Here is a 24624-nt window from a genome sequence, read left to right on the forward strand (position 1 = left end):
GGGGCCGCGCTGGCCGTGATAAGGGCGCGCTGGCAGCCCCGGTCAGTGGTGCGTGCTATCCACTGCGATGCTTTCGCCGGAAACCTCAAGGTACCTTGCGCTGCGGTTGGCGAGGGCATAGTGGATCAGCCCGCCCAGGCCCGCGCCGAAGAACCAGGAGAACTGCGACAGCGTTTCGAAGGCCGGCACCAGCGCCAGCACGATGGCGATCAGCGACGCCGGGATGAATGCCGCTACGGCGCGCAGGTTGACCCCGCCGCGATAGTGATAGGCGGCCTCGCTGCTTTCGCTATACAGCTCCGGCAGGTTCACCCGGCTGCGGCGTACCAGGTAATAGTCGGTGACGATGATCCCGTACAGTGGGCCGAGCAGGGCGCCCAGGCCGCCAAGGAAATACACGATCACGGACGGGCTGTTGTACAGGTGCCAGGGCAGGATCAGTACGGCGATGGCGGCGCTGAGCAAGCCGGCGCGGCGGAAGTTCAGCAGGTTCGGGGCCAGGTTGGTGAGTACGTAGGCCGGGGCGACGAAGTTGGCCATGATGTTCACCGCCACGGTAACGATCAGGAAGGCCAGGCAGGCCAGCACCAGGCCGGCGGTGCTAGGGATGGCTGCAACGATCTCGGTCGGGCCCTGCACCAGCTTGCCGTCGATGCTGAACTGCGCACCGGCGAGCACCACGGCGATCAGTGCGAAACCAAGCATGTTCACCGGCAGGCCCCAGAAGTTGCCCACGCTGATGGTGCGTTTGTCCGGGCAGTTGCGGGTAAAGTCGCAGAAGTTGAGGATCATGGTGCCGTACAGCGAGACCCACAGCGCGGCGGCACCCAGTACCTTCAGCCACATCGTGGAGCCGGTCGGCGCGTTGCCGCTGGACCAGGAAATCGACAGGCCGCTGCGCCAGTACATCCAGCCCGCCAGGCCTGCGAAGGCGACCAGGATGATCGGCCCGGCGAAGGATTCGTAGCGGCGCACCATCTCCATGCCATAGGCGAAGATCGCCACCTGCACGCACCAGATGCCGAGGAAGGTGATCCAGCCCAAGGTCGACAGGCCGAGGATCGAGTTCTGGTCGTAGGGCTTGAGGTCGGGAGCGATGGCGGTAAGCAGCACGCGCAGCACTACCGAAGCGAGGTAGGTCTGGATGCCGAACCAGGCGATGGCGATTACCGCGCGGATCAGTGCCGGGATCTGCGCACCATGGATGCCGAAGCTGATCCGGCACATGACGGGGTAGGGCAGGCCGGTCTTCTGCCCCATGTAGCCGGACAGGTTCATGAGGCCATAGATCACCAGTGCGCCGAGCGCGAAGGCTGCGAGGATCTGGGCGCCGCTCATGCCCAGGGCGAAGAGGCCGATGGCGAAGGAATAGTTGGCGATGTTGTGTACATCGTTGGTCCACAGTGCAAACAGGCTGTAGCGGCCCCAGGTGCGATTTGCCGCGCGGGTCGGTGCAAGGTCGGCACTGTAAAGGCGCGGGCTCAACTTCAACTGAGTGGGCCCAGCCGTTTCGGCAGGGAGAACATCAAGCTGGCTGACACCGGAACGTGAAATTGACGCCATCGGGACTCCGTAACTCTTGTGTACTTTTATTTTTGGTTTTGTATACAAACAAGATTCGTACCAATCCACCGAACAATTGGAGTTGGCGGTTCTCGGGCTTTTGTATCCTCTTTATTGGTCGCCGTCACCTCTGAAGCGAGCCTGGAGATGGGAAATTTGTACACATATATTGTGCGCATGTGTTACTGGCTGCGCCAAATATGGATACTTGTTCGGCGCCGCTGCCAGGCATCGGCAGCGAGCGCCGGCTGGGTCAGAACGCGTACACCAACGTGGCCGTGGCGCTACGTGGGCTGCCGTACCAGCCACGTGAGCCGATGGCCGTGTAGTAGGTCTTGTCAAACACGTTGTCGAGGTTCAGCGAGACGCTGGTTTGCGGTGTGAAGGCATATTGCGCCATCAGGTTGACCACGCTGTAGGCACCCTGGGTGAAGGTCTCCTTGTTGGGGCCTGCGTTTTTCTCGTACTCCGATCCTTGCCAGCGCACACCGCCGCCCACTTTCAGTTGCGGCAGTGACTGCAGGCGGTAGCTGGTGAACAGTTTGAGGGTGTCGCGGGGCACCTCGGTGAGCAGGCGCTCGCCATCCGAGTTCTTGCTCACGGCATAGGTGTAGCTGCCCGATACTTGCCAGTCAGGCAGGATCTCGCCCGCCATTTCCATTTCGAAACCGCGGGTCTTGGTGCCGGACTCGGCCCGGTAGGCCTGGTTGCCGTCCGGCGCCTGGACGTCGCCGTCCGCCACGGCCAGGTTGTCCTGGTGCACTTCGAACACGCTGAGTGCAGCAGTCAGGCGCTTGTCCCAGAACTCGCTCTTCAGGCCCAGCTCGTAGTTCACGCCCTCCAACGGGTCGATGTAGCTGCCCGATGCAGTCTGTTTGTCTTGCGGGTTGAAGATGGTGGTGTAGCTGGCATAGGCCGACCAGTTGTCGTTGATGTCGTAAACCAGCCCGATGTAAGGGGTGACGACCCCGGTTTCGCTGCGCGAGGTGCGATCGGTTTCACCGCTCGCCAGTGTCTCGTGGGTTTCGTCACGTCGCCAGTCTATCACCCGTGCGCCGGTAATCAGCGACAGGTCATCGGCCAGGCTCCAGCGCACCGAAGCCACCAGGCCGTCCTGGGTTTCGTCCAGCGCATTTTCCGTCGTCTTGTTGTGGATGGCGTCAGGTATCGGCAACGAGCCATCCCATTCATGGATGTTGTCGATATCTTGCCTGGTCCACAGATGGTAGCCGTCGTTGCGGTAGTAGGCCCGGTAGTGGCTGAGCCCGACGTACGCCTGGTGCTCACGCGACAGCACTTCGAACGGGCCCGTAGCCGACAGGTCGAACGAGGTCTGCCGAGGTTCGCCTGCCCAACGGCCAGTCCAGGTCTGTATGCCGCTGCCATCAGGTTTGACGGTGCCGCTGGCGGCGGTGGCAAATACGTCGTCATAGCTTCGGCGACTGTGCTCAGCATTGAATTTCAGGTGCCAACCGTTGGCCAGGTCGTGATCCAAGGTGGTGAACAGGGTCTTGGTGCGACGCTTGTGGTAGCTCCATTCAGAGGCCGAGTTGAACGAGCGGGAAGGGCTGAAGTGACTGCCATCGGAGTTGTACATCGGGAAGCCGTGGTTACCGGCGCCATCGTTGTCCATTTCCTGATATTCCGCCCCCACGGTCAGCATCGTGCTGTCAGTGATGTCCCATTCCAACACCCCATAGCCCACCTGCCGTTCCAGGGACTGGCGGTCGACGTAGCTCTGGCTGTCGGTGTTCGAGGCCACGAGGCGCCCGCGTACATTGCCGCTTTCCGACAGCTTTCCAGACACGTCCAGCTCGGTGCGGTAGGTGTCCCACGAGCCTGCTTTCAGGGTCAGCTTGCGTTGCGTTTCAAAGGTCGGCTTCTTGCGAATCAGGTTGACGGTCGCACCGGGGTCACCAGTGCCGGACATCAGCCCCGTGGCCCCGCGTACTACCTCGACCCGGTCATACGACACCATGTCGGCAAGGTCATCGCGAAAGCCAAAGCTGTCAGGCCGGTTGAGGCCGTCGACCTGGATGGTGCCGACCTCGAAACCACGTACGTAGATATGATTGGCGTCGCTGCCGGCCGGCCCCATGCTGTCGACGACCACGCCTGGGGTCTGTTCCAGTACCTGGGCAACATCGTTCAGGTTCTGGTCTTCGATCTGCTGGCGGGTCACCACGCTGATCGACTGTGGTGTCTCGCGTGCCGAGAGGCGCAGCCCGGTTGCCGTATTGGCCGAACCTGTGGTGTAGCTGCCGGTGCCCTCGGTGGTGGCACCCAGCCCCACGCTGGAGACCGTCGTTGCAGCAAGTTCCATCGTGCCATCCTGGCTCGGGCGGGCCAGCATGTAGTGCTTGTCTCCCGCTTGCAGCATCTGCAGGCCACTGCCTTGCAGCAGTTGCGCGAGGCCTTGCTCCAGCTCGTAACTGCCCTGCAGTCCCTCACTGCGCAGGCCAGCGATTTCTTCGTTGCTGACGCTGACAGTCACCCCACTTGCCGTGGCGAACTGATTGATCGCGGCCCCCAGCGGCCCGGCCGGGATGCTGTAGCTGACAGGCACGGCCCAGGCATTGGCACTGGCCAGCAGCGAGCCAGAAAGGCTTGCTACCAGTGCGGCTTGGCGAATGCTGAAGGCGGGGGGAGAAAAACAGGCGGACATCCATTGGCTCCTTTCGATGGACTATGCGGGCGCAATGATGAGAAGCGTATTGATAATGATAAAGCTTCGCATAAAGGCGGCCGGATAGTTGTCCTTCCTCCTGCAGTTGTCAATCGGTGTGTTGTGTTTTTGCGGGCGGGGGCAAGCGATTACCCGGTGCTTGAAGCACCACTTCATGCAGAAAGCCACTCGAGTAAATCAATCTGATTTACAATTGCGTCCCTTTTGCCGAGGCTGACGTTTCGTGGATGCCCTGTCGCTTGTCTTTGAGCACCTGACCGAGTGGGTAATTACGCCCGTTACCGACCAGTTTCTCGGCATTTTCAATGTGAACGGTCGTTTCGGGGCCTTGTTCCTTTGCATCTCCTATGGCGCAGCCTACGGCCTGTTCCGTTTCAGGAAGCGGCGCGGCCTGAGCGACGCCCAGTCGTTCTGGCAATTCATCGGTGGCGCCCGGGTACATCTGCATCCCTCGGCGCTGCTGGACTACCGCTACTACTTCGTGCGGGCCATCCTCAAGGTTGCGCTGGTGCTGCCCGTCATCCATCTGGTCGACCCCTACATCCTGCGCTCCGGCGATTACCTGGCCTTTTTCAGCAACCTCTGGGGCGCGCGCCCGCGCCTGGGCGAGAACCTTGCACTGTCCCTGCTCTACGGGTTGGGGGTGTTCCTGCTCAAGGACTTCATCCATTACTGGGCGCACCGCGCCTTTCACTCCCGCTGGCTCTGGGCCTTTCACAAGGTCCATCATTCGGCGCCCGTTCTGGTGCCGGCGACGGCGAGCCGGGTGCATTTCGTGGAAAAGATCGTCGAGAAACTGAGCACCGGCATTTGCATCGGCCTCTACGCCGGATGCTTCTGGTACCTTTGCGGCGGTGAAGTCAGCCGCTACACCCTGTTCGGCGTGACCTACCTGGTGTTCATCTTCAACAGCCTGGCGGCCAACCTGCGGCATAGCCATGTCTGGCTGTCGTTCGGCCCGCAGCTGGAGCATGTGTTTAACAGCCCGGCCCAGCACCAGATCCATCACAGTGACGCCCCGCGCCATTTCAACCGGAACTTCGGCACCAACCTGTCCCTCTGGGACTGGATGTTCGGCACGCTCTATGTCACCACATCAACGCCCGAATGCATCCGCTTCGGTACCGGCGAGCAGGACCACCAGCGTTACCTGACGGTCTATAGCCTGATCGTCACGCCCTTTGTCGAAACAGGCCGCAAGGTCCTGGTGAAATGCCAGCGCAAGGCTGTGCTTGGCGCGTCCGGCAGGGCAGGCCGTTAGCTGATCCCGTGTTTGTTGCGAACGACTGACCGCTCAGGCGGGGAACTGGGCTATCCAGTGCCTGGCAATCTCTTCGCGCCGGCAGACCCACACCCCGTCGTGGCCTTGCACGTAATCGAGAAAGCGCGCCAGCGCCATCGCACGGCCAGGATGGCCACTGATCCGTCCATGCAGGCCCATGCTCATCATCTTCGGGTGGTGCGCGCCCGAATGAGGTATTGATCCATGCGAATGAACGGCCAGTCACACCCGACGCTATGTTCTCAGCGTCGATCACGGTGACATTCGCACCTTTGCGAGCCAGGTGATATGCCAGTGATGCGCCCACGATGCCTGCACCAATGACAACGACCCGTTTGCCCTGACCAGTTGTCATACCAACCTCCGTTCTGTCGACGTGCCAATGGTAAGGCAGCGGGGGTAATGCCTGTCAGTTAACCAGTTTGGGGCCGCTTTGCGGCCCATCGCAGGCAAGCCAGCTCCCACAGTGATCGCACAACTTCTGAGTTTTACGCGGTCCCTGTGGGAGCTGGCTTGCCTGCGATGGGCTGCATGGCAGCCCCCTTCCAACACGGCCTCTACAGGTCAAAAGCGCACGCTCACTCAACCAAGGCCAGCCACGGCCAACGTGCCTGGTAGCTGGCAGCTTTTTCCCTGAACAAGCCTGGTCGTGGGTTCAGCTCGTTCATCCTGAGCAGGTCGTTCTGCAGGTCGTCCAGGCCATGCGTGCTGTAAAGCTCGCCAGTGCCGACATCGACCCCCAGGCAGGTCGACCGGATCAGATACCGGTCGATGCCATCCGTGACCTTGTTCAATGGCGGATAAGTGCCGCCGAACTTCGCCTCATACCACAAGTGAACACGGGCCTGGTTGCGCACTTCCACGTTGACGCCCAGGTGCGCGCACGCCTGATGAACCCGGGCGATGACACGGTCCTCTGCCTCCCAGGACAAGTCGGCGTCGAAATAGGCGATGTCATAGTCCTTGATGCCCCTCTCCGAAGGTAGCCCGGCGCGGTGGTTCCAGAATGTCTGGAACAGGGCGCCTGCCGTCAACATGCAGTGCGGGATATCCAGCGCTGGCAGGGCGGCCAGCAATGCCCGATTTATCGGGTTCTCGTGGATGATTGCCAGCACTTGTTCGTCAGTCAGTGAATGCATGGGTACCGTCCGTGGTGGTTGCATTGCGCTGGGCTGAGCTTACCTGAATGACGCCTCGGTGATGTGTTCGTGGGACAGGTTCTGCCCTCGAACGGGCAGTCGGAAAAGGCCATGAAAGCGTTGGTTACATTGCTCTACGCCGTCCTGCGGTCGATGGGACCATAGTTCATGCGTGTTCCGGATCGCTGTCTTGAGCTGGCCGGGGTGCCACTGGTCGCCCGGGCTCGGCAAACGGTAGATTTGATTCGGGTTTTGTACGATGATTTTCGTATTGGCAGGGATGAGCTATGAAATTCGGCTTCAGGGAGGCCCAGCGAGCGGTGATAGCGGCGCTTGAGTCAGGGGAGTATCAACACGTTTCACGCAGGGATATCGACGTAAAGAACCTGCTGGCTACAGGGGAAGTGTCAGCCGGCGAGGTTGCCGAAGTCGTTCGCTCATGCAGGGGTATTCATCACGCCAGCACCCCTCACCATGCCGTCGCAGCCATCGAGGTGCATGTGCTCAAACGGGATGGTTGGTACATAAAGTTCTTTTTCATCGAGCCAGACACCTGGTTCATCAGCGTTCACCAGTGAGTACCCAGATCATGAAGATCTTTTTCGAAGGCGACAGAGGAAATGCGCTTTGCGAGCATTGCCAGGCAGTGGTGCCCACGCACTATGCTCGCCGGGATGTGCCGTTTAGCGATGGCCAAGGTGTGGCCAAGGACATTCTGGTGGGCGTGTGCGCCCGTTGTGATGGTGTGGTCGCCATTCCATCGCAATCCACGCCGGCCATCCGCGAGGCGCGCAAGCAGCAGCTCAAGTCGATCGAGGCGCGTTTGCCGGCGGTCTATCTGGATGTGCTCGATGCGGCCATGCATGCGGTCAGTAATGAAGCGGGGGCAAATTTGCGCAAGTTGTTTCTTGCCCACTATTTCCAACAGTTGGTGCAGGCGCAGCAGTGTGGGCAGTTGCATGCGGCGCATCAAAAGTTCCTTCAGGCGCTGGATGAACAGCGAGAGCAGCGCGGGCTTGCGCGTTCCAATGTTACTCGGCGGTTGTCGATGAAGGTCAATCCGTACATGGCGGAGGACATGCTTGCGCTTCAGCAGAATACAGAGATGAACCAGACCGAATTGCTGAAGGCTGTGATCGCGCGTATTCAGGCGGATGTGCTGGAGAACCGGGATCAGGAGGTGATTCGAGCTTTGCAGCGACTGGCGCGGTTGGCGTTGTAGTGAGCATTTGAAAGAAGCACAGCGTACCGCCAAGCGCTGTGCTTCACACTCGGATCTTCGAGTCTTTTTAGAGAAACTCATATCAGTTCCTACAAGAACTAATCAGATTTTTCCCCTTCCTCGTAGTCCATTTCTGAATCATCCTTTTCAAGCCGTTTCACCATTGCGATGGAAACCTGAGCCCCCTAGTCTCGCCCTGTCGTTGCAAATTCAACGACCGGGTCTGCAAGCCTGGGGAAGTATCGAAAGCGTGCTCATCATCGAGCCGTTGGTCTGTGCCAATGGTTGTGCTTAATGGTGGCTGCGTACGGGTGACCTTTGGGTCAGCCGGGTTTTTCTCGATCTTCCCCGGTCTTGCAGGCCCGTACGCAGCCGCCACCCATTCTCTGCAAGGGATGGGGTGTGGTTTTCTCTCACGAAATCGAGATGTGACCATGCTCAAAATAGTCCCGGATCCCCCCATTTCCGACTCACCCCATCACTTGGAAGATACCCTGATCCAGGCCACGGAATACGTGCTCTGCGCCTTGTCCGTAGGCCATCACGCGATAGCCTCGCTCCCCAGATCTCCCGCCACGATCATGACCCTGGCGGTCATGCATGAAATGGAGGCTGTGCGCACGCTGCTGGAGTCGGCGATTGCGCAGGTGCAGCTCCGGGGCGGGCAGCCGGTGCATACATTGCACTGATGGGCTGATTTTCAAATTTTGCCAGCCTGGGCGGTGTGGTTTTCCTGCCAGGGACTGCAACCGGGAAATCGCACTGGCCGGCAGATTCAAAAGAGGGTTTCAGATGGACAAGGAATTGGATGACGACACCGGCACACTGGGCCTGACCGTAGGTGCGGCCACGTTCCTGGATGGTGTGCTGGACGGCAGGAAACTGTTCCGCGTAGAGGCGGGAAACTGCTGCGACCATGCCATCGAACAAGCGTCGGTCTTGATGGACTGCTCACGGCGAGCCTCGTTTATCGGGGTTATGGACAACGAACCGGTGCTGGTCTGGGCTTCGCACTTTCTCTGCGACATGGCCAAGGCGCTGATGGATGACGCGCATATGGGCATGCGCAAGAACCGCTGACCTGCCCCGGGGCGGCGATGTTGTGCAGGCAACAGCGATCCAGCAGCTTGTTCGACCGCATGCAGCCAATATCGCCGCCAATTTCATCTAACCAATTGAAATAAAAGCACTTTAAAGCCTGGCATGTTTGCTGCTCCTGCCTCCTTGAACCCGAGGATCACCAAGGAGCCTTACCATGAGCCACGCCCCGATCAAGTTCGCCTACTGGGTCCCCAACGTCAGTGGTGGCCTGGTGGTCAGCACCATCGAACAGCGCACCAGTTGGGACATCGACTACAACCGCAAGCTCGCGCAAATCGCCGAGCAGGCCGGTTTCGACTACGCCCTGTCGCAAATCCGTTTCACCGCCGGCTACGGCGCCGACAACCAGCACGAGTCGGTCACCATCAGCCACGCGCTGCTCGCTGCCACGGAAAAGCTCAAGGTCATCGCCGCCATCCTGCCAGGCCCGTGGAACCCGGCGCTGGCGGCCAAGCAGTTGGCGAGTATCGACCAGTTCACCAACGGCCGCATCGCCATCAACGTGGTCTCGGGCTGGTTCAAGGGCGAGTTCCACGCCATCGGCGAACCCTGGCTGGACCACGACGAACGCTATCGCCGTTCCGAGGAATTCATCCGCGCGCTGAAGGGCATCTGGACCCAGGACAACTTCACCTTCAACGGTGACTTCTATCGCTTTCGCGACTACAACCTCAAACCCAAGCCGCTGCAGCAGCCGCACCCGGAGATTTTCCAGGGCGGCAGCTCGCGCGCCGCACGGGACATGGCGGCGCGCGTGTCGGACTGGTACTTCACCAACGGCAACAGCGTGGAAGGGATCAAGGCGCAGGTCGACGATATCCGCGCCAAGGCGGCGGCCAACGGCCATTCGGTAAAGGTTGGAGTCAATGCCTTCATCATCGCCCGCGACACCGAAGAGCAGGCGCGTGCGGTGCTGCAGGAGATCATCGACAAGGCCAACCCCGAGGCGGTGCGGGCGTTTGGCCAGGAAGTGAAGCATGCCGGTTCTGCCAGCCCGGAGGGCGAGGGCAACTGGGCCAGGTCCAGCTTCGAAGACCTGGTGCAGTACAACGATGGCTTCAAGACTAACCTGATCGGTACACCGCGGCAGATTGCCGAGCGCATCGTTGCGCTGAAGGCGGTGGGTGTGGATCTGATCTTGTCCGGGTTCCTGCACTTCCAGGAGGAAGTAGCGTACTTCGGCGAACATGTGCTGCCGCTGGTGCGTGAACTGGAGGCCGGGCGCAGCGTGGACAAGGCGGTGGCCTGAAGCCGGTGCCATGCACCGCGTTGGATTCTTCGCGGGCGCGCCCGCTCCCACAGGTATGGCGCATTCCTTGGGCTACCGGAGCACCCTGTGGGAGCGGGCATGCCCGCGAACACCGGCGTAGCCGGTGCCATGCACCGCGTCGGATTCTTCGCGGGCGCGCCCGCTCCCACAGGTATGGCGCATTCCTTGGGCTATCGGAGCACCCTGTGGGAGCGGGCATGCCCGCGAACACCGGCGCAGCCGGTGCCATGCACCGCGTCGGATTCTTCGCGGCTAAAGCCGCTCCCATAGGGTACGCGGACCGCTTGCGAACTCAGTTCTCCAAGCGACAGCGCAGCAGACGGCATAAGGCCAGAAACAACCCGCGTCGGTTTCAGGATGCGCCTGGTCGTTCGCACGCAACCCCCCGGCGCCACAAGTGCCATGCTTGCAGGATGCCTCGGACCAGTGCGCGCAGACGTGCGGCCGCAGGCAAGGAGGCCGCTGGCACCACGCAACCGTGACGTGGCCGGCGCGCCGCAGCAGAACACGCCGGATACCTGCCCCCACAACAATTCAGGCAGGGTCCGTGATGCCGAGGTCCGCTGTATGCCTGATGAATTGCTCCACCTGCCTGTGATCCACCGCATTCTGGCCCGTGACAAGGATACCCCCGGCGCGCTGTTGCCGATCTTGCATGCCATCCAGCACGACATCGGCTACATCCCCGATGCCGCTGTCGCCGAAATTGCCCATGCCCTGAACCTCAGCCTGGCCGAGGTGCGTGGGGTGATCAGCTTCTACCACGATTTCCGCACCGCGCCACCGGCGCGCCACACCCTGCGCCTGTGCCGCGCCGAGTCGTGCCAGAGCCGGGGCGCCGAGGTGCTGGCCGCGCAACTGCGCGAACAGCTGGCGCTGGACGACCACGGCACCAGCGCCGACGGCGCCATCAGCCTGCGCCCGGTGTACTGCCTGGGCGCCTGTGCCTGCTCGCCAGCGCTGGAACTGGACGGCCAGGTGCATGCGCGTCTTACCCCTGAGCGCCTGCGCGCGCTGGTCAACGCTTGCCAGGAGGACGCAGCATGCTGAAGCTGTACATCCCCTGCGATTCGGTAGCCCGTGCCGTGGGCGCTGACCAGATCGCAGATGCCTTGCAACGTGAGGCCGAGCGCCGCCAGCTGCCGCTGGACATCCAGCGCACCAGTTCCCGCGGGCTGTACTGGCTGGAACCGCTGCTGGAGTGCGAGAGCGCGCAAGGGCGCCTGGGTTTCGGCCCGGTCACCCCGGAAGACGTGCCGTCCTTGCTCGACGCTTTTACCGGTGAGCCCGGTGAGTCTGGTGGCCACTCGCTGGCCCTGGGGCCGGTCGAGGACATCCCTTACCTCAAGACCCAGCAGCGCCTGCTGTTCGCCCGCGCCGGCATCACCCGCCCATTGTCGCTGGACGACTACCGTGCCCATGGCGGTTTCGCCGGCCTTGAAGCGGCCGTGGCCCTGGACGGTGCCGAGGTGGTCGCCGCCGTGCTCGATTCCGGCCTGCGCGGCCGCGGCGGTGCGGCGTTCCCGGCCGGCATCAAGTGGCGCACCGTGCGTGACGCCGGGGCAGGGCAGAAGTACGTGGTGTGCAACGCCGACGAGGGTGACTCCGGTACCTTCGCCGACCGCATGCTGATGGAAGGCGACCCGTTCCTGCTGATCGAAGGCATGATCATTGCCGGCCTCGCCGTGGGTGCCGACAAGGGCTACATCTATGTGCGCTCGGAATACCCCGACGCCATCCGCGTGCTCGACCAGGCCTTCGCCATCGCCCGTGACGCCGGCTATCTCGGCAGCGACGTGGCCGGCAGCGGCCAGGCCTTCGACCTGGAAGTGCGGGTCGGCGCCGGCGCCTATATCTGCGGCGAAGAAACCGCGCTGCTCGAATCCATCGAAGGCAAGCGCGGCATCGTCCGCGCCAAGCCTCCGCTACCCGCGCTGCAGGGCCTGTTCGGCCTGCCGACGCTGGTGCACAACGTACTCACCCTGGCCTCGGTACCCATCATCATGGCCAAGGGCGCGGCGTTCTACCGCGACTTCGGCATGGGCCGCTCGCTGGGCACCATGCCGTTCCAGCTGGCCGGCAACATCCGCCAAGGCGGCCTGGTGGAACGCGCCTTCGGCCTGACCCTGCGCGAGCTGGTGGAAGGCTATGGCGGCGGCACGGCCAGCGGCCGGCCGCTGAAGGCCGCGCAGGTGGGTGGCCCGCTCGGTGCCTGGGTACCGCCCAGCCACTTCGACACGCCGCTGGACTATGAAGCTTTCGCCGCCATGGGCGCGATGCTCGGCCATGGTGGTGTGGTAGTGGCCGACGACACCCTGAACATGGCCAGCATGGCGCGCTTCGCCTTGCAGTTCTGTGCCGAGGAGTCCTGTGGCAAGTGCACCCCATGCCGCATCGGCTCGACCCGCGGCATGGAAGTGGTCGACCGGCTGATCGCCACCAGCGACATGACCGAACGGCATGACCAGGCCCTGTTGTTGCGCGACCTGTGCGACACCATGCAATACGGCTCGCTGTGCGCCATGGGCGGCATGACCGCCTATCCGGTGGCCAGCGCGCTGAAGTACTTCCCCGCCGATTTCGGGCTGACCCACACGGAGGCCGCGCAGTGATCAATTTCTTCGACCCCGCTTCTGATAAAAGCAGCGACCTCGGCACCCCGGCCCGTGACAGCGAGGTACAGGTCAGCCTGAGCATCGATGGCCGTGCCATCACTGTGCCCGCCGGTACCTCGGTAATGCGTGCTGCGGCCATGCTCGGTACCAGCATTCCCAAACTGTGCGCCACCGACAGCCTCGAAGCCTTCGGCTCGTGCCGCATGTGCATGGTGGAAATCGAAGGCATGCGCGGCTACCCGGCCTCCTGCACCACCCCGGTCAGCGAAGGCATGGTGGTGCACACCGAAACCCCGCGCCTGGCCGGCCTGCGCCGCAACGTGATGGAGCTGTACATCTCCGACCACCCGCTGGACTGCCTGACCTGTTCGGCCAACGGCAACTGCGAGCTGCAGACCGTGGCCGGCCAGGTGGGCCTGCGCGAGGTGCGTTACGGCTACGACGGCGCCAACCACCTGGCCGAGAAAAAGGACGTATCCAACCCGTATTTCGACTACGAGCCAAGCAAGTGCATCGTCTGCAGCCGCTGTGTGCGTGCCTGCGAGGATATCCAGGGCACCTTCGCCCTGACCATCACCGGGCGCGGCTTCGAATCGCGGGTGGCGGCGGCGGGTGGTGAAAACTTCCTCGCCTCCGAGTGCGTGTCGTGCGGCGCCTGCGTGCAGGCCTGCCCGACCGCGACCCTGACGGAAAAGAGCCTGGTACAGCTGGGCCAGCCCGAGCGTGCGGTCATCACCACCTGCGCCTATTGCGGCGTCGGCTGCTCGTTCCGCGCCGAAATGAAGGGCGACCAGCTGGTGCGCATGGTCCCGGACAAGAACGGCGGCGCCAACCACGGCCACGCCTGCGTCAAGGGCCGCTTCGCCTGGGGCTACGCCACCCACCCGGACCGCATCACCAAGCCGATGATCCGCAAGCGCCTGGAAGACCCATGGCAGGAAGTCAGCTGGGACGAGGCGGTGACCTACGCCGCCAGCGAGTTCCGCCGCATCCAGCTGAAGTACGGTCGCGATTCCATCGGCGGCATCACCTCCAGCCGCTGCACCAACGAAGAAGCCTACCTGGTGCAGAAACTGGTGCGCACGGCGTTCGGCAACAACAACGTCGACACCTGCGCGCGGGTTTGCCATTCGCCCACCGGCTATGGCCTGAAGCAGACCCTGGGTGAATCGGCTGGTACACAAAGCTTCGACTCGGTGATGCAGGCCGATGTGGTGCTGGTGATTGGCGCCAACCCCACCGACGCCCACCCGGTATTCGGCTCGCAGCTCAAGCGCCGCCTGCGCCAGGGTGCGCGGCTGATCGTGATCGACCCGCGGCGCATCGACCTGGTCGACTCGCCGCACGCCCGCGCCGAGCTGCACCTGCAACTGCGCCCCGGTACCAACGTGGCCATGCTCAACGCCCTGGCCCACGTGATCGTCACCGAAGGCCTGCTGGCCCAGCGCTTCATCGATGCCCGCTGCGAAACCGAAGATTTCGCCCGCTGGCGCGACTTCGTCAGCCTGGCGGAAAACGCCCCCGAAGTGCTTGGCCCGGTCTGCGGCGTGCCTGCCGAGCAGATCCGCGCCGCCGCCCGGCTGTACGCCACCGGCGGCAATGCGGCGATCTACTACGGCCTGGGCGTGACCGAGCACAGCCAAGGCAGCACCGCGGTGATGGGCATCGCCAACCTGGCCATGGCCACTGGCAACATCGGCCGCGAAGGGGTAGGGGTGAACCCGCTGCGCGGGCAGAACAACGTGCAGGGCTCGTGCGACATGGGTTCGTTCCCTCACGAATTGCCCGGCTACCGGCACATTTCCAACGAGGGCGTGCGCGCCGAGTTCGAGCGTGCCTGGGGCGTGACCCTGCAGCCCGACCCGGGCCTGCGCATCCCCAACATGTTCGAAGCGGCGCTGGACGGCAGCTTCAAGGCCTTGTACTGCCAGGGCGAGGACATTGCCCAGAGCGACCCCAACACCCAGCACGTCACTGCGGCCCTGCTGGCCATGGAATGCGTGGTGGTGCAGGACATCTTCCTCAATGAAACAGCCAAGTTCGCCCATGTGTTCCTGCCGGGCAGCTCGTTCCTGGAGAAGGACGGCACCTTCACCAACGCCGAGCGGCGCATTTCGCGGGTGCGCAAGGTCATGGAGCCGCTGGCCGGCAAGGCCGACTGGGAGGCGACCGTGGCCCTGGCCAATGCCCTGGGCTACCCGATGAACTACCGCCACCCGTCCGAGATCATGGACGAGATCGCCCGCCTGACGCCCACCTTCCACCGCGTCAGCTACGCCGAGATCGACCGCCACGGCAGCCTGCAGTGGCCGTGCAACGACGCAGCACCCGATGGCACGCCGACCATGCACATCGACCAGTTCGTACGTGGCAAGGGGCGCTTCATGCTTACCGGCTACGTGCCCACCGAGGAGAAGGTCAACAACCGCTACCCGCTACTGCTGACCACCGGGCGCATTCTCAGCCAGTACAACGTCGGCGCCCAGACCCGGCGTACCGGCAACGTCGCCTGGCATGACGCCGACCGCCTGGAAATCCACCCGACCGACGCCGAAAGCCGTGGCATCCAGGACGGTGACTGGGTCGGCATCGGCAGCCGCGCCGGGCAGACGGTGCTGCGCGCCAAGGTCAGTGCACGGGTGGCGCCGGGGGTGGTGTACACCACGTTCCACTTCCCCGAGTCGGGGGCCAACGTGATTACTACCGACAACTCCGACTGGGCCACCAACTGCCCTGAGTACAAGGTGACGGCGGTGGAGGTGGTGAAAGTGTTCCAGCCTTCGCAGTGGCAGAAGCGCTACCAGGACTTCAGTGACGAGCAGCGGCGCTTGCTGAAGGAGCGCCGTATTGCGGAAAAAGCCGAGGTGCGCCGATGAGCAGTGAAAACCTGGTCAAGATGGCCAATCAGATTGCCCATTACTTCGACAGCGAGCCAGACCGGGCGCTGGCGGTGCAAGGGGTACGGCAGCATCTGCAGAGCTTCTGGACGCCGGCGATGCGCCGGCAGCTGGCGCAATGGATCGAGGCCAATGCAGGGGAGGGGCTGGACCCGAAGGTGCAGGAAGCGTTGGCCTGACTGGCTCAAGTTCCAAGACGTGCGCGGTCCTTGTAGGAGCGGCCTTGTGTCGCGAAAGGGCTGCGTAGCAGCCCCAGCGATTCCTGCGTAGACGCCAGGATCCTGGGGCCGCTTTGCGGCCCTTTCGCGACACAAGGCCGCTCCTACATGGCGCGCGTCACTTTTAGCCGCGGGCCAGTTCCGCCTGATGAGCAATTGCCTCCTCGCTCTTGAGCACCAGCACATCCCCTTCCAGCGAATCCAGCACCACCTCCGAGGTATTACCAATCAACGCCCCGGAAATCCCCGTGCGGCAAACCGTGCCGATCACCGTCACCACGGCATCGATCTTCTTCTCGGTATGCGGTATCAGCACATCCGCCGGCCCTTCGGCCACATGCAAGCGGTCTTCGCTGATGTCGTACTCTGCCTGGAATGCCTTGCACGCCTCGCGGTAGCGCTTTTCGATGGTCTCGCTCAACTGGTACACCGGGTCCGACGCCGACAGCATCGGCGACGGATGGGCGCTGATGACGTGCAACTCACCCTTGGCCAGCGCAGCAATGTCATAGCCATGGTCGATGATGCTGGCATGCAGGCGGCGGTGGTCCTCGTCCTGGTTGCCCACGTCCACCGCAGCCAGGACCTTGCCGCCGGTCCACGGCCGCTCGCTCTTGACCATCAGCACGGCACACGGGCACTGGCGCAGCAGCTTCCAGTCGCTGGGGGTGAGCAGGGCCTTTTTCAGTGGGTTGTCCGGGCGGTGTTCCTTGATCACCAGCTCGCAGCCCTCGGCCTGCTGCACGTAGATGATGGTGTCGTGCAGGTTGTCGCGCCAGGCCTCTTCATGGGTGACGTTGTCGTACCCGTCATCATGCAACTGGCTGCTCAGCAGGCTCAGCAGCGCGCTGTGGTCATGCCTTTTGTCGCACATCAGCAGGTGCAGGCGCGCGCCGGTGACACCGGCGATCAGCTTGGCCCGGGTCAGCGCCCGGCTGTGGGCGTGCTCGGGGTCGAGGACGACGAGGATGCTGCGGACGGCTTGCATGGGCGTTAACTCCCTTCAAAGGTGGCGACCAATGCCTGACTATAGTCGGCGCTTCCCCCGCTGGCGCTTGATGTACATCAAGCATAGTCACTGGCGCCGCCCGCCGCCGCCGGTATAATCGCCGGCCCTGCCTGTTCTTTGTGGTTGCACGCTCATGTCCCTGATCCCCGAAATCGACGCCTTTCTTGGTTGCCCGACACCAGACGCCTGGATCGAAGCGGCGCTCGCCGACCAGGAAACTCTGCTGATCGACCACAAGAACTGCGAATTCAAGGCTGCCAGCACCGCCCTGAGCCTGATCGCCAAGTACAACACCCACCTCGACCTGATCAACATGATGTCGCGCCTGGCCCGCGAGGAGCTGGTGCACCACGAGCAGGTGCTGCGCCTGATGAAGCGCCGCGGCGTGTCGCTGCGCCCGGTGTCGGCGGGGCGTTATGCGTCGGGGCTGCGGCGCCTGGTGCGCGCCCACGAGCCGGTCAAGCTGGTGGATACGCTGGTGGTGGGGGCGTTCATCGAGGCGCGCAGCTGCGAGCGCTTTGCCGCGCTGGTACCGCACCTGGACGAGGAGCTGGGCCGCTTCTACCACGGCTTGCTGAAGAGCGAAGCGCGCCACTACCAGGGGTACCTGAAACTGGCGCACAACTACGGCGATGAGGCAGACATCGCCCGCCGGGTGGAACTGGTGCGCGCAGCGGAGGTGGAGCTGATCCAGTCACCGGACCAGGAGCTGCGTTTCCACAGCGGTATCCCGATGGCGCAGGCCGCCTGATTCGCACCAGGCGGCCCAGGCGTCAGTGACGGCGGCCCAGCAGCAGGCCGACCACCAGCCCGAGGCCTGCGGAAATGGCTACGGTCTGCCACGGGTGGCCACCGATGTAGTCCTGGGTAGCCTCCACCACCGGTTGCGCCTTGCTACGCACCTTGTCGGCAGCATGGCGCGCCTGGCGTAGCTTGAGGCTTACCTGCGCGCGCAGGGTTTCTGCCTCGTCACCCACCAGGGCGGCGCTGTCGTTCAGCAGCCTTTCCGATTCTTCGATCAGCGCCTGCAGTTCGCTGAATACCTGGTCCTTGATCTGATCGCTGTCGGCCAGCGCGGCGTTTTTCCGGGCCATGAACTCGTCCTCGTCGATGGTGTGGTTTGAACAATGGATGCCGGCGCGTCGGGAAAGTTGCGGCGGCTTTGGGCTGTTGCAGTACCTGGGTGTAAGATAGCGGCCATTTTCAAACCTGCAGGTACCTTCATGAGTTTCAATCTGGCCAACATGAGCTTCGAGGAACGGGCGCAGATCGAGGCAGAGAAGGCCCGACTGTTCGAGCTGTGGCAGAACAACCTGGGCAAGGCCAAGGGCGAAGCGGCGCGGCTGATCGCCGAAAAACCACGGCGCAAAGGCAAATGGGCCGAGTGGGTGCGCGCCGAGCTGGATGGCATGTCGCCGCCCGAATACGCCAACATGGTGCGCAGCGAAGTCAACAAACTGATGGCCGCAGCCAGCGCCAACCGCTGATCACACCCCGCCAGGCGCCTACCGGTAGGCGCCCTTGGGCAGGTCCAGCTTGCCCTCGTCGGTAAAGCGCACGGTCCCCAGCAGCCCGCCGGCCAGCTTGCCGCGCAGCACATAGGGCAGGCCCTGCAACGAGTCCACCCGGCCCAGCCCATAGGCTTGGCGCAGGAAGGAAAACGCCGTGATGCTCACCGGCACCACGACCACCGCTTCGCCATAACGGCCGATGTGCCCCTGCTGGTCGCTGACCCCGGCGGCCAGCGGCTGGCCGTTCACTTCCAGGTTGATGGCGATGCCGTTGTAGTCGATCGGCGCCTCGTTGGGGTTTTGTACCCGCATCTTCACCGCCATGCGCAGTTCCAGCTCCTGCCCGGGCAGCGGCTCGATACCGATCACGCTGATATTGACCGGGTCGCGTGCCTGGAACAGCGCACAGGCCCCCAGGCCGCAGGCCAGCAGCAGGACCAGGAACAGGCGGGCGTAGCGGTGCAGACGGGCAGCCATGGGGTGCGACCTTGCCAGAGTGGGCGAATGGGCAGTGTGGCAAATACGCGTCGGCGTTGAAAGTCTCCGCCCAGATGAAAGATACTGTTTCTCATTAACGCCCGATAACTTCTCCTACTGGCCGTTCCCAAACCCATGCTGACCTCTCCCGCGCCGGGCCTGCTGGCAAGCTTCCAGGAGCACTACGACGACCTGCTGCAGTTCCTGACCCGGCGCATGAGCGACCGTCAGCGCGCTGCCGACGTCGCGCAGGAAACCTACCTGAGGCTGGTGAACATCGACCAGCAGGCGGTGCCGGTGCTGCACGCGCGCAGTTTCATCTTCCGCGTGGCCGGCAACCTGGCGATCGATGCCTTGCGCCGCGAGCAGCGCATTGCCGCCAGCCACGACGACAGTGAGCGGGCAGGTGAGGTGGCCTGCCCGGCGCCGGCCCCCGAGGCGGCCTTGCTGGCCCGGGAGCGCCTGCAGATCCTCGACCAGGCGCTGCTGCAGCTGTCCGACAATGCCCGCCAGGCGCTATTGCTCAACCGCGTCGATGGCCTGACCCAGGCGCAGATCGCGGAGCGCCTGGGGGTTTCCGAAAGCATGGTGGCGAAATACATCGGCCAGGCCCTGCGCCATTGCCGCAACTGGCTCAAACAGGCGGGCGTGGCTGCGGCCCTGGTGTTGGCCGTTGCTGTGGCGGGTTGGCAGCAGGCGCCGGTGCTGCTGGCGGATTACCACACCGGGGTGGGTGAGCGACAGGTGATTACCCTGGCCGATGGCACGCGGGTGACGCTGAACAGCGCCACTGCCCTGAGCGTGGTGTTCAGCGACCGTGAGCGGCGGGTGGTCCTTGAGTCTGGTGAAGCCTTGTTCGAGACCACCGATGATTCACGGCCCTTTGTGGTCGATACGGCCGGTGAGCGGGTGCAGGGGAGTGCGGCTACCTTCAGCGTGCGTCGCGATGGCCGCGTGGTATTGGCTCACGGCGAAGCCAAGGTTGGCGAGCGTGAACTGGCAGTAGCGGCCGATGCCGGCACGCAGATGGCCTGGCAGCGCGGCAAGTTGATCTTCAACGGCAAGCCGCTGGGGCAGGTGCTGGCGGAGCTCGAGCGTTACCGGCATGGGCGGATCGTGTTGTCCGATAGCAAGCTGGCGGCGATGGAGGTCAGCGGGGTGTTCGACCTCGATGAGCCGGAGGCCCTGTTGCGGACCCTTGAGCAGCGCTATGGGCTGAAGGTGACCTACCTGCCGTGGTTGGCCGTGGTTCATTGATTCGCCTGTGCCGGCCTCTTCGCAGCACAAGGCTGCTCCTACAGCGAACGCAGAGCCTTCAAACGGTGCGATCCCTGTAGGAGCAGCCTTGTGCTGCGAAGAGGCCGGCACAGAAACAAAAAATATTTTCCATTTGGCACTGCAAGTTCCTGCAAGTCAGATCGTCGTAGTGGGACTGATCAGCAACCAATTCTCATTTACGACTTGTCAGGAAGCTCATTCGTGCCTCTGATGCTCAAGCCCTTGCACCGCCGCCGCGGTCCGCTTCACCATGCCCTGATGTCCTGCAGTGCCCTGGCCATGCTGGTCGGCCCGCTGCAGGCGTTTGCCTCGACTGCCACCGAACAGGCCCAGACCCAGGCCCGCCTGGTCCAGCTCGACCTGCCGGCCCAGCCGCTGGACCAGGCCCTGACCACCTTCGCCGACCAGGCCGGCCTGCACCTGCTGTACACCACCGGCGACGTCGCCGGCCAAGCCAGCCCGGCCTTGCAGGGCAGCTACAGCATCGAGCAGGCCCTGCAGCAGTTGCTGGCCGGCAGCGGCATGAGCTGGCACTTCAGCGATGCCCGCACGGTGACCCTGCGCAAGGCCGACGCCGCGCCGCAGGCGGTCAACCTCAAGCCGATCGAGGTCAGCGTGGCCTCGCGCACCAGCACCGCGATCAGCGAAATCCCCGGCACCGTGTGGGTGGTCGACCAGCAGCAGCTGCGCGAGCAGATCGACAGCGGCGTCAGCCTGAAGGAAGCCATCGGCAAGCTGGTGCCAGGCCTCGACCTGGCGCCGGAAGGCCGTACCAACTACGGCCAGAACATGCGCGGGCGCAACGTGCTGGTGATGATCGACGGGGTCAGTCAGAACAGCTCGCGCGGCCTGTCGCGCCAGTTCGACAGCATTTCGCCGTTCAATGTCGAGCGCGTCGAAGTGCTGTCTGGTGCCAGTGCCATCTACGGCGGTGGCGCCACCGGCGGCATCATCAACATCGTGACCAAGAAGGGCGAACCCGGCCCGGCGCGCTTCGAGACCCAGCTCGGAGCCAGCAGCGGCTTCAACAACAGCGACGACCTGGCCACCCGCTTCGCCCAGTCGATCAGTGGCGGCAACGAGCGGTTCAACGCCCGCCTGGGGGTTTCCGGCGAGCAGAACGAAGCCTTCTACGATGGCGCCGGCGACCAGATCTTCATCGACAACACCCAGACCGACCTGCAGTACAACCGCACCATCGACGTGCTCGGCACCTTGGGGATGCAACTGAACGACCAGCAGAGCCTCGACCTGTTGGCCCAGTACTATGACTCGGGCAACCACGGCAGCACCGGCATCTACTTCCCCAACCTGAACCACAACGCCCCATCCGACCTCGAAGACGCCGAGCTGCGCAGCGGCTACTCGTCGGACCTGGAGCCGCGCACCCGGCGCCTGCTGCTGAACGCCAACTACCACCACGCCGACGTGCTCGGCCAGGACTTCTACCTGCAGGCCTCGTACCGCAAGGAAGACGACAACTTCTACCCGTTCCCGTACTACAACCGCGCCACGCCCACCGGCTCGCGCGGGGTGTACTTCGCCGCCTCGCAGCAGAACTTCGAAGTCACCAGCCTCAAGGGGCTGTTCGCCAAACAGTGGGACGCGCTGAAGCTGACCTACGGCGTCGACCTGGATCGCGAGCGCTTCAACGCAGAGCAGACCACCTTCAACGCCCAGACGTCGTCCGAGTCGGGTGGCCTGGATCTGGAAAAGGAAAGCAAGGCCGCACGCTACCCCAGCTACCGGGTCGATGGCGTGTCGGTGTACGCCCAACTGGACTGGCATGCCACCGATAACCTGACCCTGTCCGGCGGCGCCCGGCGCCAGCAGATGGATGTGGACGTCAGCGACTTCAAGGGTGTGCCGGGTGGCAGCAACGATTACCAGGTCAACCTGTTCAACGTCGGTGCCATCTACGATTTCAAGAATGGCCACCAGGTATGGACCAACTACGGCGAAGGCTTCGACCTGCCCGACCCGGCCAAGTACTACGGCAAGCCCGGCCTGAGCGTGGCCGACAACCCGCTGGCCGGCATCAAGAGCCGCCAGGTGGAGCTGGGCTGGCGCTATGCTGACCTGGACTGGGATGCCCAGGCGGCGCTGTATTACATCTGGTCGGACAAGATCATCAACGTCGACTCGCAGACCCTGACCATCAATGTGGAAGAGCAGAAAAGCCGTGACTTCGGTTTTGAGGGCGCTCTGACCCGACACTTCCAGACCGGCTGGGAAGCCGGTGGCACCCTGCACCTGACCCGCTCCGAGGAAGAGGATGTCGATGGTGGCTGGATCAAGCGCGATGCCCGCTATGCCTCGTTGTCCAAGGCTACAGCGTTCGTCGGCTGGAAGGGTGATGGCCGCAGTGCGCGGCTGCAGGCCAACCATGCCTTCAGCCTGAAGGACGATGCCGACCACGAGATCGACGGCTATACCACCTTCGACCTGCTGGGCAGCCAGGACACCGGCTTCGGCACCTTCAGCGCCGGTATCCAGAACCTGCTGGACAAGCAGTACAGCACGGTCTGGGGGCAGCGTGCGACGCTGTTCTACTCGCCGACCTACGGGCCGGCTTACCTGTATGACTACCAAGGGCGCGGGCGTACCTACACCCTGACCTGGAGCATGGCTTACTGACGCTGCGCGGTTCTGTAGGAGCGGCCTTGTGTCGCGAAAGGGGTGCGAAGCGCCCCCAGGACTTAGCTTCGCAGCACATATCGCCGGGGCCGCTTTGCGGCCCTTTCGCGACACAAGGCCGCTCCTACAGAGACCGCACATGCCTGAGGAAGTCGCGGTCCCTGTGGGAGCGGGTTTGCCCACGAAGAGGCCCGGTAAGACAAACGCCGCCAGCAAATCCTGCGCAAACGCCTGCTGTGCCTCGCCGCCCGGTGCTGACCTGGAGCATGGCTTACTGACGCTGCGCGGTTCTGTAGGAGCGGCCTTGTGTCGCGAAAGGGGGGCGAAGCGCCCCCAGGATTTCAGCTCTGCAGCTCATATTGGCGGGGCCGCTTTGCGGCCCTTTCGCGACACAAGGCCGCTCCTACAGAGACCGCACATGCCTGACGAAGTCGCGGTCCCTGTGGGAGCGGGTTTACCCGCGAAGAGGCCCGGTCAGACAAACGCCGCCAGCAAATCCTGCGCAAACGCCTGCTGCGCCTCGCCGCCCGGTGCTGACCTGGAGCATGGCTTACTGACGCTGCGCGGTTCTGTAGGAGCGGCCTTGTGCGGCGAAAGGGGTGCGAAGCGCCCCCAGGACTTAGCTTCGCAGCACATATCGCCGGGGCCGCTTTGCGGCCCTTTCGCGACACAAGGCCGCTCCTACAGAGACCGCACATGCCTGAGGAAGTCGCGGTCCCTGTGGGAGCGGGCAAGCCCGCGAAGAGGCCGGGTCAGGCAAACGCCGCCAGCAAATCCTGTGCAAACGCTTGCTGTGCCTCGCCAACCGCCTGCGCCCGGTGCCTGGCCAGGGTAAACGGCACCACAAAGTCCAACCCCGGGTCCAGCGACCACAACAACCCCTCAGCTTCCCAAGCTTGCGCGCAATGGCATGGCAGATAGCCAATATGCCGCCCCGACAGAATGAACGTCAGCACGCTCTCGATCTGCTCCGCAACCGCCATGCTGCGCTGGCTCTGGAACGGCTCACCGCCCTTGAGAAACCGGTACGGATGGCGCACCTGGTCCATCGCCAGCAACCGCTCCCGCCCAACGCCAGCCTCACCGAACAGCTCATGGCCCTTGCCGCAATACAGCCGTTGCCGCTCCTCGAACAGCGGCTGGTAATCGAAGGCTGCCTGGTTGCCGGAAAAGTAGCTGATGGCGTAATCCAGCCGCTGCTCCAGCAACAAGCGCTCCAGCTCTGCCGGTGGCGCACTGATCAGCTCCAGCTGCACCGCTTCCTCGCGCCTGCGAAACGCCGCAATGGCCGCCGCCAGCTTCAGGCTCACCGCCTTGTCCTGGTTCTCCGCCATGCCTATGCGCACGGTCCCCAGCAGCCGCCCGGCAACGCCATTGGCCTGCTGGCGAAACTGTTCGATGTTCAGCAATAACCCACGGGCGGCGTCCAGCAACAACGCGCCTTTTTCCGTCAGGTGAAAACCACCCTTGCCGCGACTGCACAGGCGGTAGCCCAGCCGCGCTTCCAGCTGCGCCATGCGCTGGCTGATGGTGGGCTGGCTCAGGCCCAGCACGCCTTGCGCGGCGCTGAAGCCACCGGCCTCGACTACAGTGACGAACAGCCGCAGCAGGTGCAGGTCGGGGTCGTGCACTTGTCCGAGCATTACATTGCCTCTGGTGAATGTCAGCTTTACAAACTTGCCATTCCTGCAATGTAACCCGGCTGGCATGCTCGCGGCA

At 63.4% G+C, this 24624-nt stretch carries 21 protein-coding genes and 2 pseudogenes; 14 read left to right on the forward strand and 9 right to left on the reverse strand.

The window, feature by feature from the left end:
- Positions 1-42: 42 nt before the first annotated feature.
- On the reverse strand, positions 43-1563 hold the full coding sequence (locus C163_RS08145) for an NCS1 family nucleobase:cation symporter-1 (protein WP_025338343.1): 1521 nt from the start codon (positions 1561-1563) through the stop codon (positions 43-45).
- 253 nt (positions 1564-1816) lie between these two features.
- Positions 1817-4228, reverse strand: coding sequence for a TonB-dependent receptor (locus C163_RS08150; protein ID WP_025338344.1), 2412 nt, complete (start codon positions 4226-4228; stop codon positions 1817-1819).
- Between the two features lie 244 nt (positions 4229-4472).
- Here C163_RS08150 and C163_RS08155 point away from each other — a divergent pair, with 244 nt between their 5' ends.
- On the forward strand, positions 4473-5510 hold the full coding sequence (locus C163_RS08155; RefSeq protein WP_025338345.1) for a sterol desaturase family protein: 1038 nt from the start codon (positions 4473-4475) through the stop codon (positions 5508-5510).
- Positions 5511-5543: 33 nt separating this feature from the next.
- Here C163_RS08155 and C163_RS26280 read toward each other — a convergent pair.
- The 3 genes and pseudogenes from C163_RS26280 to C163_RS08160 all read right to left on the reverse strand — a co-directional run.
- Positions 5544-5717 (reverse strand): annotated as a pseudogene (locus C163_RS26280) (chitin deacetylase); the annotation flags it as partial.
- Positions 5718-5886 (reverse strand): annotated as a pseudogene (locus tag C163_RS26285) (FAD-dependent oxidoreductase); the annotation flags it as partial.
- A 223-nt stretch (positions 5887-6109) separates the two neighbouring features.
- Entirely contained in the window at positions 6110-6670 is a 561-nt protein-coding gene (locus C163_RS08160; protein WP_025338346.1) for a nucleotidyltransferase family protein, read from the reverse strand.
- Positions 6671-6957: 287 nt separating this feature from the next.
- Between C163_RS08160 and C163_RS08165 the strand changes: the two genes are divergently transcribed.
- The 9 genes from C163_RS08165 (at position 6958) to C163_RS08205 (ending at position 15954) form a co-directional block, all read left to right on the forward strand.
- The gene (locus C163_RS08165; protein ID WP_015269619.1) at positions 6958-7248 is read left to right on the forward strand and encodes a hypothetical protein; all 291 of its coding nucleotides are present in this window, start codon (positions 6958-6960) and stop codon (positions 7246-7248) included.
- A gap of 11 nt (positions 7249-7259) precedes the next feature.
- Positions 7260-7892, forward strand: a complete 633-nt coding sequence (locus tag C163_RS08170) for a hypothetical protein (RefSeq protein WP_025338347.1) — start codon at positions 7260-7262, stop codon at positions 7890-7892.
- 434 nt (positions 7893-8326) lie between these two features.
- Positions 8327-8581, forward strand: a complete 255-nt coding sequence (locus C163_RS08175) for a hypothetical protein (RefSeq protein WP_015269621.1) — start codon at positions 8327-8329, stop codon at positions 8579-8581.
- A 103-nt stretch (positions 8582-8684) separates the two neighbouring features.
- Positions 8685-8972 carry a DUF3077 domain-containing protein gene (locus C163_RS08180; protein WP_025338348.1) on the forward strand — a complete coding sequence of 96 codons (288 nt, stop codon included), beginning with the start codon at positions 8685-8687 and terminating at the stop codon, positions 8970-8972.
- 175 nt (positions 8973-9147) lie between these two features.
- The gene (sfnG, locus tag C163_RS08185; protein WP_025338349.1) at positions 9148-10242 is read left to right on the forward strand and encodes a dimethylsulfone monooxygenase SfnG; all 1095 of its coding nucleotides are present in this window, start codon (positions 9148-9150) and stop codon (positions 10240-10242) included.
- Positions 10243-10830: 588 nt separating this feature from the next.
- Positions 10831-11313: a formate dehydrogenase subunit gamma gene (locus C163_RS08190; protein WP_025338350.1), complete on the forward strand. Its 483-nt coding sequence runs from the start codon at positions 10831-10833 to the stop codon at positions 11311-11313.
- Entirely contained in the window at positions 11307-12875 is a 1569-nt protein-coding gene (locus C163_RS08195) for an NADH-quinone oxidoreductase subunit NuoF (RefSeq protein ID WP_025338351.1), read from the forward strand. Before C163_RS08190 ends, C163_RS08195 begins: the two co-directional genes overlap by 7 nt.
- The gene (gene fdhF, locus C163_RS08200; RefSeq protein ID WP_025338352.1) at positions 12872-15754 is read left to right on the forward strand and encodes a formate dehydrogenase subunit alpha; all 2883 of its coding nucleotides are present in this window, start codon (positions 12872-12874) and stop codon (positions 15752-15754) included. The genes C163_RS08195 and fdhF overlap by 4 nt, the downstream gene beginning before the upstream one ends.
- Complete coding sequence (locus tag C163_RS08205; protein WP_015269628.1) at positions 15751-15954, forward strand: formate dehydrogenase subunit delta; 204 nt, start codon at positions 15751-15753, stop codon at positions 15952-15954. Before fdhF ends, C163_RS08205 begins: the two co-directional genes overlap by 4 nt.
- Positions 15955-16117: 163 nt before the next feature.
- Here C163_RS08205 and C163_RS08210 read toward each other — a convergent pair whose 3' ends face one another.
- Positions 16118-16981, reverse strand: coding sequence for a universal stress protein (locus tag C163_RS08210; protein ID WP_025338353.1), 864 nt, complete (start codon positions 16979-16981; stop codon positions 16118-16120).
- A 154-nt stretch (positions 16982-17135) separates the two neighbouring features.
- Here C163_RS08210 and C163_RS08215 point away from each other — a divergent pair, with 154 nt between their 5' ends.
- A complete protein-coding gene (locus C163_RS08215) occupies positions 17136-17753 on the forward strand; it encodes a tRNA-(ms[2]io[6]A)-hydroxylase (protein WP_025338354.1) in 618 nt (205 codons plus the stop codon).
- A 22-nt stretch (positions 17754-17775) separates the two neighbouring features.
- Here the strand turns inward: C163_RS08215 and C163_RS08220 are convergent, their stop codons facing one another.
- Positions 17776-18096, reverse strand: coding sequence for a YqjD family protein (locus C163_RS08220; protein WP_025338355.1), 321 nt, complete (start codon positions 18094-18096; stop codon positions 17776-17778).
- A gap of 129 nt (positions 18097-18225) precedes the next feature.
- Between C163_RS08220 and C163_RS08225 the strand changes: the two genes are divergently transcribed.
- Positions 18226-18489, forward strand: coding sequence for a hypothetical protein (locus tag C163_RS08225; protein WP_025338356.1), 264 nt, complete (start codon positions 18226-18228; stop codon positions 18487-18489).
- 18 nt (positions 18490-18507) lie between these two features.
- Here the strand turns inward: C163_RS08225 and C163_RS08230 are convergent, their stop codons facing one another.
- Entirely contained in the window at positions 18508-18990 is a 483-nt protein-coding gene (locus C163_RS08230) for an LEA type 2 family protein (protein ID WP_025338357.1), read from the reverse strand.
- Positions 18991-19125: 135 nt separating this feature from the next.
- Between C163_RS08230 and C163_RS08235 the strand changes: the two genes are divergently transcribed.
- Both C163_RS08235 and C163_RS08240 read left to right on the forward strand, forming a co-directional pair.
- On the forward strand, positions 19126-20247 hold the full coding sequence (locus tag C163_RS08235; RefSeq protein ID WP_025338358.1) for a sigma-70 family RNA polymerase sigma factor: 1122 nt from the start codon (positions 19126-19128) through the stop codon (positions 20245-20247).
- A gap of 231 nt (positions 20248-20478) precedes the next feature.
- Positions 20479-22905, forward strand: a complete 2427-nt coding sequence (locus C163_RS08240; protein ID WP_025338359.1) for a TonB-dependent receptor — start codon at positions 20479-20481, stop codon at positions 22903-22905.
- Positions 22906-23657: 752 nt separating this feature from the next.
- On the opposite strand, the gene C163_RS08245 is transcribed toward C163_RS08240, so the two are convergent.
- Positions 23658-24548 (reverse strand): LysR family transcriptional regulator, encoded by an 891-nt coding sequence (locus C163_RS08245; RefSeq protein WP_025338360.1) that lies wholly within the window; start codon positions 24546-24548, stop codon positions 23658-23660.
- Positions 24549-24624: the final 76 nt, after the last annotated feature.

The organism is Pseudomonas sp. FGI182, from assembly GCF_000511325.1.
In the GTDB taxonomy this organism is placed as follows: domain Bacteria; phylum Pseudomonadota; class Gammaproteobacteria; order Pseudomonadales; family Pseudomonadaceae; genus Aquipseudomonas; species Aquipseudomonas putida_Z.

Coding starts and splice junctions, on each gene's coding strand:
- C163_RS08195 (WP_025338351.1), top strand. CDS start 11,307: ATGCTGAAGCTGTACATCCCCTGCGATTCGGTAGCCCGTGCCGTGGGC.
- C163_RS08210 (WP_025338353.1), bottom strand. CDS start 16,981: ATGCAAGCCGTCCGCAGCATCCTCGTCGTCCTCGACCCCGAGCACGCC.
- C163_RS08190 (WP_025338350.1), top strand. CDS start 10,831: ATGCCTGATGAATTGCTCCACCTGCCTGTGATCCACCGCATTCTGGCC.
- C163_RS08180 (WP_025338348.1), top strand. CDS start 8,685: ATGGACAAGGAATTGGATGACGACACCGGCACACTGGGCCTGACCGTA.
- C163_RS08205 (WP_015269628.1), top strand. CDS start 15,751: ATGAGCAGTGAAAACCTGGTCAAGATGGCCAATCAGATTGCCCATTAC.
- sfnG (WP_025338349.1), top strand. CDS start 9,148: ATGAGCCACGCCCCGATCAAGTTCGCCTACTGGGTCCCCAACGTCAGT.
- C163_RS08245 (WP_025338360.1), bottom strand. CDS start 24,548: ATGCTCGGACAAGTGCACGACCCCGACCTGCACCTGCTGCGGCTGTTC.
- C163_RS08165 (WP_015269619.1), top strand. CDS start 6,958: ATGAAATTCGGCTTCAGGGAGGCCCAGCGAGCGGTGATAGCGGCGCTT.
- C163_RS08225 (WP_025338356.1), top strand. CDS start 18,226: ATGAGTTTCAATCTGGCCAACATGAGCTTCGAGGAACGGGCGCAGATC.
- C163_RS08145 (WP_025338343.1), bottom strand. CDS start 1,563: ATGGCGTCAATTTCACGTTCCGGTGTCAGCCAGCTTGATGTTCTCCCT.
- C163_RS08160 (WP_025338346.1), bottom strand. CDS start 6,670: ATGCATTCACTGACTGACGAACAAGTGCTGGCAATCATCCACGAGAAC.
- C163_RS08170 (WP_025338347.1), top strand. CDS start 7,260: ATGAAGATCTTTTTCGAAGGCGACAGAGGAAATGCGCTTTGCGAGCAT.
- C163_RS08150 (WP_025338344.1), bottom strand. CDS start 4,228: ATGTCCGCCTGTTTTTCTCCCCCCGCCTTCAGCATTCGCCAAGCCGCA.
- C163_RS08230 (WP_025338357.1), bottom strand. CDS start 18,990: ATGGCTGCCCGTCTGCACCGCTACGCCCGCCTGTTCCTGGTCCTGCTG.
- C163_RS08240 (WP_025338359.1), top strand. CDS start 20,479: ATGCTCAAGCCCTTGCACCGCCGCCGCGGTCCGCTTCACCATGCCCTG.
- C163_RS08235 (WP_025338358.1), top strand. CDS start 19,126: ATGCTGACCTCTCCCGCGCCGGGCCTGCTGGCAAGCTTCCAGGAGCAC.
- C163_RS08220 (WP_025338355.1), bottom strand. CDS start 18,096: ATGGCCCGGAAAAACGCCGCGCTGGCCGACAGCGATCAGATCAAGGAC.
- C163_RS08175 (WP_015269621.1), top strand. CDS start 8,327: ATGCTCAAAATAGTCCCGGATCCCCCCATTTCCGACTCACCCCATCAC.
- C163_RS08215 (WP_025338354.1), top strand. CDS start 17,136: ATGTCCCTGATCCCCGAAATCGACGCCTTTCTTGGTTGCCCGACACCA.